We start from the raw sequence: 6,392 nt of genomic DNA on the forward strand, positions 1-6,392 counted from the left end.
GTATTAGTCAAAACGAACTACAAGTACAACTTGCTGCTAAGTACAGTTTGGGTTATTCCGCTGGTGAGACTGCTGGTAAAGCCGCTGGTGAGGCTGCTGGTTACACTCGCGGTTACTCAGAGGGCTCTGCGTCTAGTGTCACACAGTACAACGCGGGTGATGCTGCTGGTTACGCTCGCGGTTATTCCGCTGGTGAGGCTGCTGGTAAAGCCACTTGTGAGGTTGGTGGTGGTGATACTGCGGGTTATGACGCTGGTTTCAGAGCCGGTAATAATGCGGGTTATAGTTCTGGTTTCAGAGAAGGTAAGGATGCGGGTTATAGTCATGGTTATGACAATGGTTACGCAGTAGGTGTTAAGACTTGCGGTAATCCAGCACCATAATAAGGAAACGTATGTACACACGTAAACGTAACGAGTACTGCATTCAGACTACCGTACTGAGTACCCCAAGTACTCGTGTACGTTTGGATGTACAGTACCTTGATAAGAATTACATCTCTGTGTATCTGAATACAGAGATTTTATCCCCGTATGTTCTAGGGACTGCTGAGGAGTACCTGAACTATCGTTGGGTTGATGAACAAACCATTGAGTTCTCTGAGGAGCTCACTGGTGTAGTACAATTCGTCCGTACAACTAGTCTAGAGGATAACCTTGTTAAGTTCAAGGAATCTCCAATTACTGCTGATTATGTGGACACTAATAACACACAACTGCTACACATTATCCAAGAGGTTCTTGGAGTTCCTTTCACTGCACGTGCGTACAACTTTGAGGTAGATGGTACTTTAATGTACTTCGATGAGAGTGTTGAACGTAAACAAATGACGGATGCCGTTATTCAGGAAGTCCAAGAGACTGCTAGCACAGTCTTTGGTACGCCTATTAAGGTAGTAACTCCCGACCCATTGAGTTGGTCTGCTGCATCACGTATTACCTCTGGAGGTACTCTGGATTTTAAGATGGTTGACACCACAGCAACTCCAGATGGTGTGGTGTTCCCTAAGGTTTATTATATTCAAACCTCTGAGGAGTTCATGGCGAAACGTACCGTCTTGGGAAACCGCTATGAAACTGCAACAAAGAGTCTAACTGATGACATGAGTACGCAGCAAATTGAACTAAAGGGGAAGTTCTCTACAGGTTGGGCTATAAACCCAGAGGGTACGGAGTACTGGAAGTATTCCTTGAATTTACCTGCACAGAATACGCACTTCCGTGTATACACAGGAAATGTAGAGTACATAGATGCAACCACAGGTGAATGGGTTGTTTTAGGTACAACCAAGGATATTCCTGCCCTCCATAACTCTGCATCAGAGTTCATTGCGTACGCCACGGATAAGACAACCTACAGCAGTCGCAACGTGATGGGTAATATTAGCATGGACTCGTGGAGTGCTACGGATGCTCAGTATGTGTATGCCTTCGACCCATTAGAAACTGATAAAATCCAGCGGGCTCTAGATGTTGGGGCAGAGTTTTATCTTGAGCGACGTCTGAAATCAGCGGATTTGTACATGCGATATTATCCTAATGAGACTAAATGTAAGTTCGTCGTTGGGAGTAGTGGGTCTAACAGATGGCGTGGATATAAGTTCTGTGATACACGACATTTACCGTTAGAACAGGGCAAATACGCTATTGATGCATCGTATGATGCTAATAAGGGCTCTGATGGTAATGTGCTGAATGGTATTGCGTACACAGCGGCAAGGGCTCAGCGCACAGAGTACTATGACACCAAGAATCCTCGTACGGATGTCATTACAGCGAACTTACGCCTTGTGCCGTTGTACAAGTTCAATACAGATATTCGCGCATACTATAAGTTCGTAGGAGACCCTGTGGCGGCAGTAGGGGTTGCAGATACGGATAATCAGTATTGGAAGCACTGGCGGTTGGATGTAGGGCAGTACTTGGATATTATGCTACAGTCTGTAACCAAGCTCAATACTGATTGGTCTGGTGAGTTAAACTCTACGTCTCAAGGTAGCCCTATACGTGTTGCTAGAAGTGGTACTCCAGCACACGGGGATTTAGATAATACAATGGAGTTCCATAACTCATACGTAGGTCGCGGGTTCTCTGCGAGTATTCCCGTCAAAACAACACGTACTACCGCTAACCATAATATCAATGAGACATTACATGTTACGTTCCCGCATGGTGCGAACTACGGAATGTACTCGGATTCTACAAATAACCCAATCTTGAATGCGGTAGACGATAGTGTATTTCCTGCGAGGTACTATGTGGCAGCACATAAGTCAGGTACAGTATCATATGAGGGTAATGGCAACAGAATACCGATAGGCTCCATTGTGCCTGACAGTACAGGTAGTGCAGAGAACGTACAGAAGCCGTGGCATGTGAATGCGTTTGTAAAGTATAACCTAGGTACTGCGGAAGATACGGATAGCCAGAAGCGTGCTTTGCTTGGTAATCCTAATACAATCTCGTCGCTTGTGTCTGCTAAGGATGTAGCCAAGATGTATATACCCGTGACTTTCCCGCATCCCACAATTAAGTACCCTAGTATCACAAAAGCGGATAGTTCCAAAACTATTCTGTACACAAATTGGGGCTCATGTGCACCTACGTACTTACCAAGTACGTACCCAAGGAAAATCGATGATGCATCGTTCTCCTTAGGTTACTATGGCGGCCGTGCTCCTGATGTATTGAACATCGACCTAATCAAATACAATGTATATGATGTACTGCCAGACATTGCTACTGGTAAGACAGAGTTACTTGTAGATGCTAAGGATAAGAAAACATACGCGGGTGACACCGTGTTTAAACAGTTCTTTATGGACTACGTTAAAAAGATAGGATTTTATAATGGCAGCTAGTACTGGTACTTTAAGTGCCTTACATGAGATGCTGACAGAAATGTTCATTCAGGACATTAAACTCAGCATTGAAGAGGGTATCCCTATGAGTGCATCAGATAAAGCGGTAATCGTGAAGTTCTTAAAGGACAATAGTATTACCGCTGAGGCTGATGTGCAGGATATGCAGGTTCTGCGCGAGCAGTTCCAAACAGAGCTCGATGCGAACCGTGCTGCTCGTGCAGCTAAGTACGCTGATGTACATGCTGGGGATGAGTTAATCCACGGTCTAATGAATTGAGGTACTAATGATTTCAGACATTACTCTAAAGCGCTTATCGTTGCTGGCAGAGCGTTGTAAGGCTTATAGCCAGAACCCACGTCTCATGCCAGTCGATGTGCGTACTGATTTAAGTATTATGTTCGCCAGTACATTGCACTCCTTTGTGGAGTTCGCGGAACTTGGTATGAAGTACCTCGGCTTTGAGATGTCTGAGATTCAAGCGGATATTGCTTGGTACATGCAACATGGTTCACGTAAGCGTATGGTGCAAGCCCAACGTGGTGAAGCTAAGAGCACGTTGGCTGCATTGTTCGCTATATGGTCGCTTGTTCATAATCCGAGTGCTCGTGTTCTTATTGTATCAGCAGGTGAGAGACAAGCCTCTGATGTAGCAACTCTGATTATTCGATTGCTTGAGAACTGGTCTATCCTGTGTTGGCTCCGTGCCGATAATTCAGCAGGTGACAGAACCTCGTATGAAAACTATGATGTGCACTACAGTCTCAAAGGGATTGATAAATCAGCTAGTATCAGTTGTGTTGGTATTACTGCTAACCTACAAGGTAAACGTGCTGACCTACTGATTCCTGATGATGTGGAAACACAAAAGAACAGTATGACCCAAGTGATGCGCGAGCAGTTGCTTATGCTCACTAAGGAGTTCGCTGCTATTTGTACGCATGGGGATACCCTGTATTTGGGTACGCCTCAGACGAAAGATAGCATTTACAGAACTTTACCGAATCGTGGTTTTGAGGTACGCGTCTGGACTGGCCGATACCCGACCTCTGAGGAGCTTTTAAGGTACGATAATGGTGTAATAGCCCCGTGTATTCTGGAAGCCCTTGAGCGCGATTCTAGCCTAGGTACAGGCGGGGGAATCACGGGGTTGAGGGGGAAGCCTACTGACCCGATGCGTTTTGACGAAATTGCGCTTCAGGAAAAAGAGCTCGATTATGGCGAGGAGGGTTTTAATCTCCAGTACATGCTCGATACAACGCTCTCAGACGCGCTCAGAACGCGCATAAAACTCTCGGACATACCAATCATAGGGCTGGGCTCAGAAAACGCCCCAGAGACGATTCTGTGGGCAGCAGAGCCACGTTTGGAATACAAGGAACGCACGCCGAATTTAATGACCGAAAAATTGTACTACGCTGCGAGCTCATCTGATGTGTTCGTGCCGTACAATACAAAGGTGATGCAGATTGACCCTGCTGGTTCAGGGGGTGATGAAGTGGCGTTCTGTGTAGGCGGTGCTGTGAACTCGTATGTGCATGTGTTTAGTACAGGCGGGTTCAAAGGCGGTATGACAGAAGAGAACATTAATCGTATTCTGGATATTGCTGTACAGTACGAGGTTGACCTCATTCGTGTAGAAGCGAATATGGGTCATGGTGTAGTAACTGCGTTGATTCAAGCGCAGATGCAGAAACGGGGAATCAAGATTGGTACGCAGGACTTCTATCCAAAGGGACAGAAAGAACGCCGTATTATTGACACTATCTCTCCTTTGACACGCAGGCATAAACTCATTGTGCACGCTCAATGTATCCAAGATGATTGGGCGTACTGTGAACAGCATCCGTCTGAACGGAGGATGCAATTCAGTTTAATGAGACAACTGGCAGACATTACGTATGACAGGAACTCGTTGGCACATGATGACCGTGCGGACTGTGTACAGGCGTTGTGTGAGTTCTTAGTTGGATTGCTGGCTAAGGACGATGAAAAGGAAGCGGAACTTCGTGAAGAAGCGAAGATTAAAGAGTGGTTAAAGAACCCGATGCAGTACGTGCAGAACGTACCTGTAAAACGAAGAGGACGCGTTAAGACGTATGGACACAGATAAATCAGTACAAGAAATTGTACAAGCACAGACAGATGGTAAGGGGTTCGGTATGGAGGTTCGTGTAGCTATCCTTGAGGAACGTACACAGCGTATGAACGAGGATTTTAAAGAACTGACACGAGAAGTACAGGTGGGGTTTGAGAACATGCAGAAGTTGATGTCTCGTAACCCTGTGAAAGATTTTATATCAGAGCATTGGAAGACGCTGTTAATCTTTGCAGCGATGTTGTTGGGGAAGCCAGCAGCGGAGATTCTGAAAGTGCTTGAACCTCTGATTAAAGGAGTATCAGGATAAATGAGCGTACGTATTGATGACGCTGGGTATGAGTTCATTAAACAATGGGAGGGAGTACGGAATAAAGCGTATCGTGATAGCGCTGGTATTCCCACTATTGGCATTGGATTCATTCGGTACAAGGTTGGTGCACGAGCAGGTACGCGTGTGCAGATGCAGGATTATCTGACAGATGATGAAATCAAGGCGGAGTTCACAGTACAGATTGCTGCGTATGAAGATGCGGTGGCAGAGGCGGTTAAGGTTCCGCTAACACAATCTCAAGTGAACGCTCTGGTAAGTCTGTGCTATAACATTGGCGTTAATGCGTTCAAGGGTAGTACGGTTGTACGAGAGTTGAACCAGCGGAAGTACCAAGCGGCTTGTAAGGCTATTGGTATGTGGAATAAGGCTGGAGGCCGTGTTGTTCAGGGCTTGGTAAATCGAAGAGCCGCTGAGCAAGTGCTGTTCTTCCGTAATGGTTAAGGAGGTTGTATGAGTGAGTTCTTGGTATTGGTACTCGGTGTTATTGGTGTAATCAGCGCTGGTGTAGCAGGTGTAGTATCCGTGAAGCGTAGCGCTGCTAAGGCCGAGCAAATGCAGAGTGCTAAGGAAGCAACAGAGGCGGTACTGAAGAGTACCGAGAAGCAATTACAGGCGGAGCGTACTGTTAACAAGGAGGTACAGGATGTACAAGCTGAAGTTCTTAGCAGTACTGATAGCGCTGTGCGTGCAAGGTTGCAGCGCTGGACTAAGTAATTTACCGAGTGCAGCAGGTATAGTCGATGGTTGCTCTTGGGTACGCCCTGTGTACTTGAGTACCGAGGATGTTCTAACGGATGAAACCGCTAGGCAGGTACTTGTGTTGAATGAAACATGGGAGAGGGTTTGCTCAGACGGTACAGACCAAGAGTGAACCCATTAAACCTTGAGGCGGCTGTGCAGCGCTGTGTGCTCGTGTGTGCACGCTCTAGGGGGCTGGTGCAGGGCTGGTGGTCGCAGGTCGTTTCTGGTGTAGTTACGCTTGGGTGTCTCTCACCCAGACCACGCCTGCGCGCCCCCGTGGGTGCCTGTGCGCCTGTGTAGGCGTGTGTGCGCCTGTGTAGGCGTGTGTGCGTTCCTGTGGGCGGTGTGGTGTGCTGGG

Annotated in this window: 7 protein-coding genes; all 7 read left to right on the forward strand. The window is 46.9% G+C overall.

Features of this window, described 5'->3' with window-relative positions; translation table 11 throughout:
* The coding region (locus tag ABWK52_RS28460) for a hypothetical protein (protein ID WP_353772331.1) at positions 1-383 on the forward strand (383 nt) is incomplete at its 5' end.
* Positions 384-1,522: 1,139 nt separating this feature from the next.
* The gene (locus tag ABWK52_RS28465; protein ID WP_353772332.1) at positions 1,523-2,860 is read left to right on the forward strand and encodes a hypothetical protein; all 1,338 of its coding nucleotides are present in this window, start codon (positions 1,523-1,525) and stop codon (positions 2,858-2,860) included.
* The gene (locus ABWK52_RS28470; protein ID WP_353772333.1) at positions 2,850-3,140 is read left to right on the forward strand and encodes a hypothetical protein; all 291 of its coding nucleotides are present in this window, start codon (positions 2,850-2,852) and stop codon (positions 3,138-3,140) included. The genes ABWK52_RS28465 and ABWK52_RS28470 overlap by 11 nt, the downstream gene beginning before the upstream one ends.
* Before the next feature lie 7 nt (positions 3,141-3,147).
* The gene (terL, locus tag ABWK52_RS28475; RefSeq protein ID WP_353772334.1) at positions 3,148-4,974 is read left to right on the forward strand and encodes a phage terminase large subunit; all 1,827 of its coding nucleotides are present in this window, start codon (positions 3,148-3,150) and stop codon (positions 4,972-4,974) included.
* A complete protein-coding gene (locus ABWK52_RS28480; protein ID WP_353772335.1) occupies positions 4,961-5,269 on the forward strand; it encodes a hypothetical protein in 309 nt (102 codons plus the stop codon). Before terL ends, ABWK52_RS28480 begins: the two co-directional genes overlap by 14 nt.
* Positions 5,270-5,734 (forward strand): lysozyme, encoded by a 465-nt coding sequence (locus tag ABWK52_RS28485; RefSeq protein ID WP_353772336.1) that lies wholly within the window; start codon positions 5,270-5,272, stop codon positions 5,732-5,734.
* A 9-nt stretch (positions 5,735-5,743) separates the two neighbouring features.
* On the forward strand, positions 5,744-6,007 hold the full coding sequence (locus ABWK52_RS28490; protein WP_353772337.1) for a hypothetical protein: 264 nt from the start codon (positions 5,744-5,746) through the stop codon (positions 6,005-6,007).
* Positions 6,008-6,392 lie beyond the last annotated feature (385 nt).

This window comes from Bacillus sp. AP50, from assembly GCF_040492675.1.
Taxonomy (GTDB): Bacteria; Bacillota; Bacilli; order Bacillales; family Bacillaceae_G; genus Bacillus_A; species Bacillus_A cereus.

Coding starts and splice junctions, on each gene's coding strand:
- ABWK52_RS28485 (WP_353772336.1), top strand. CDS start 5,270: ATGAGCGTACGTATTGATGACGCTGGGTATGAGTTCATTAAACAATGG.
- terL (WP_353772334.1), top strand. CDS start 3,148: ATGATTTCAGACATTACTCTAAAGCGCTTATCGTTGCTGGCAGAGCGT.
- ABWK52_RS28465 (WP_353772332.1), top strand. CDS start 1,523: ATGCGATATTATCCTAATGAGACTAAATGTAAGTTCGTCGTTGGGAGT.
- ABWK52_RS28480 (WP_353772335.1), top strand. CDS start 4,961: ATGGACACAGATAAATCAGTACAAGAAATTGTACAAGCACAGACAGAT.
- ABWK52_RS28490 (WP_353772337.1), top strand. CDS start 5,744: ATGAGTGAGTTCTTGGTATTGGTACTCGGTGTTATTGGTGTAATCAGC.
- ABWK52_RS28470 (WP_353772333.1), top strand. CDS start 2,850: ATGGCAGCTAGTACTGGTACTTTAAGTGCCTTACATGAGATGCTGACA.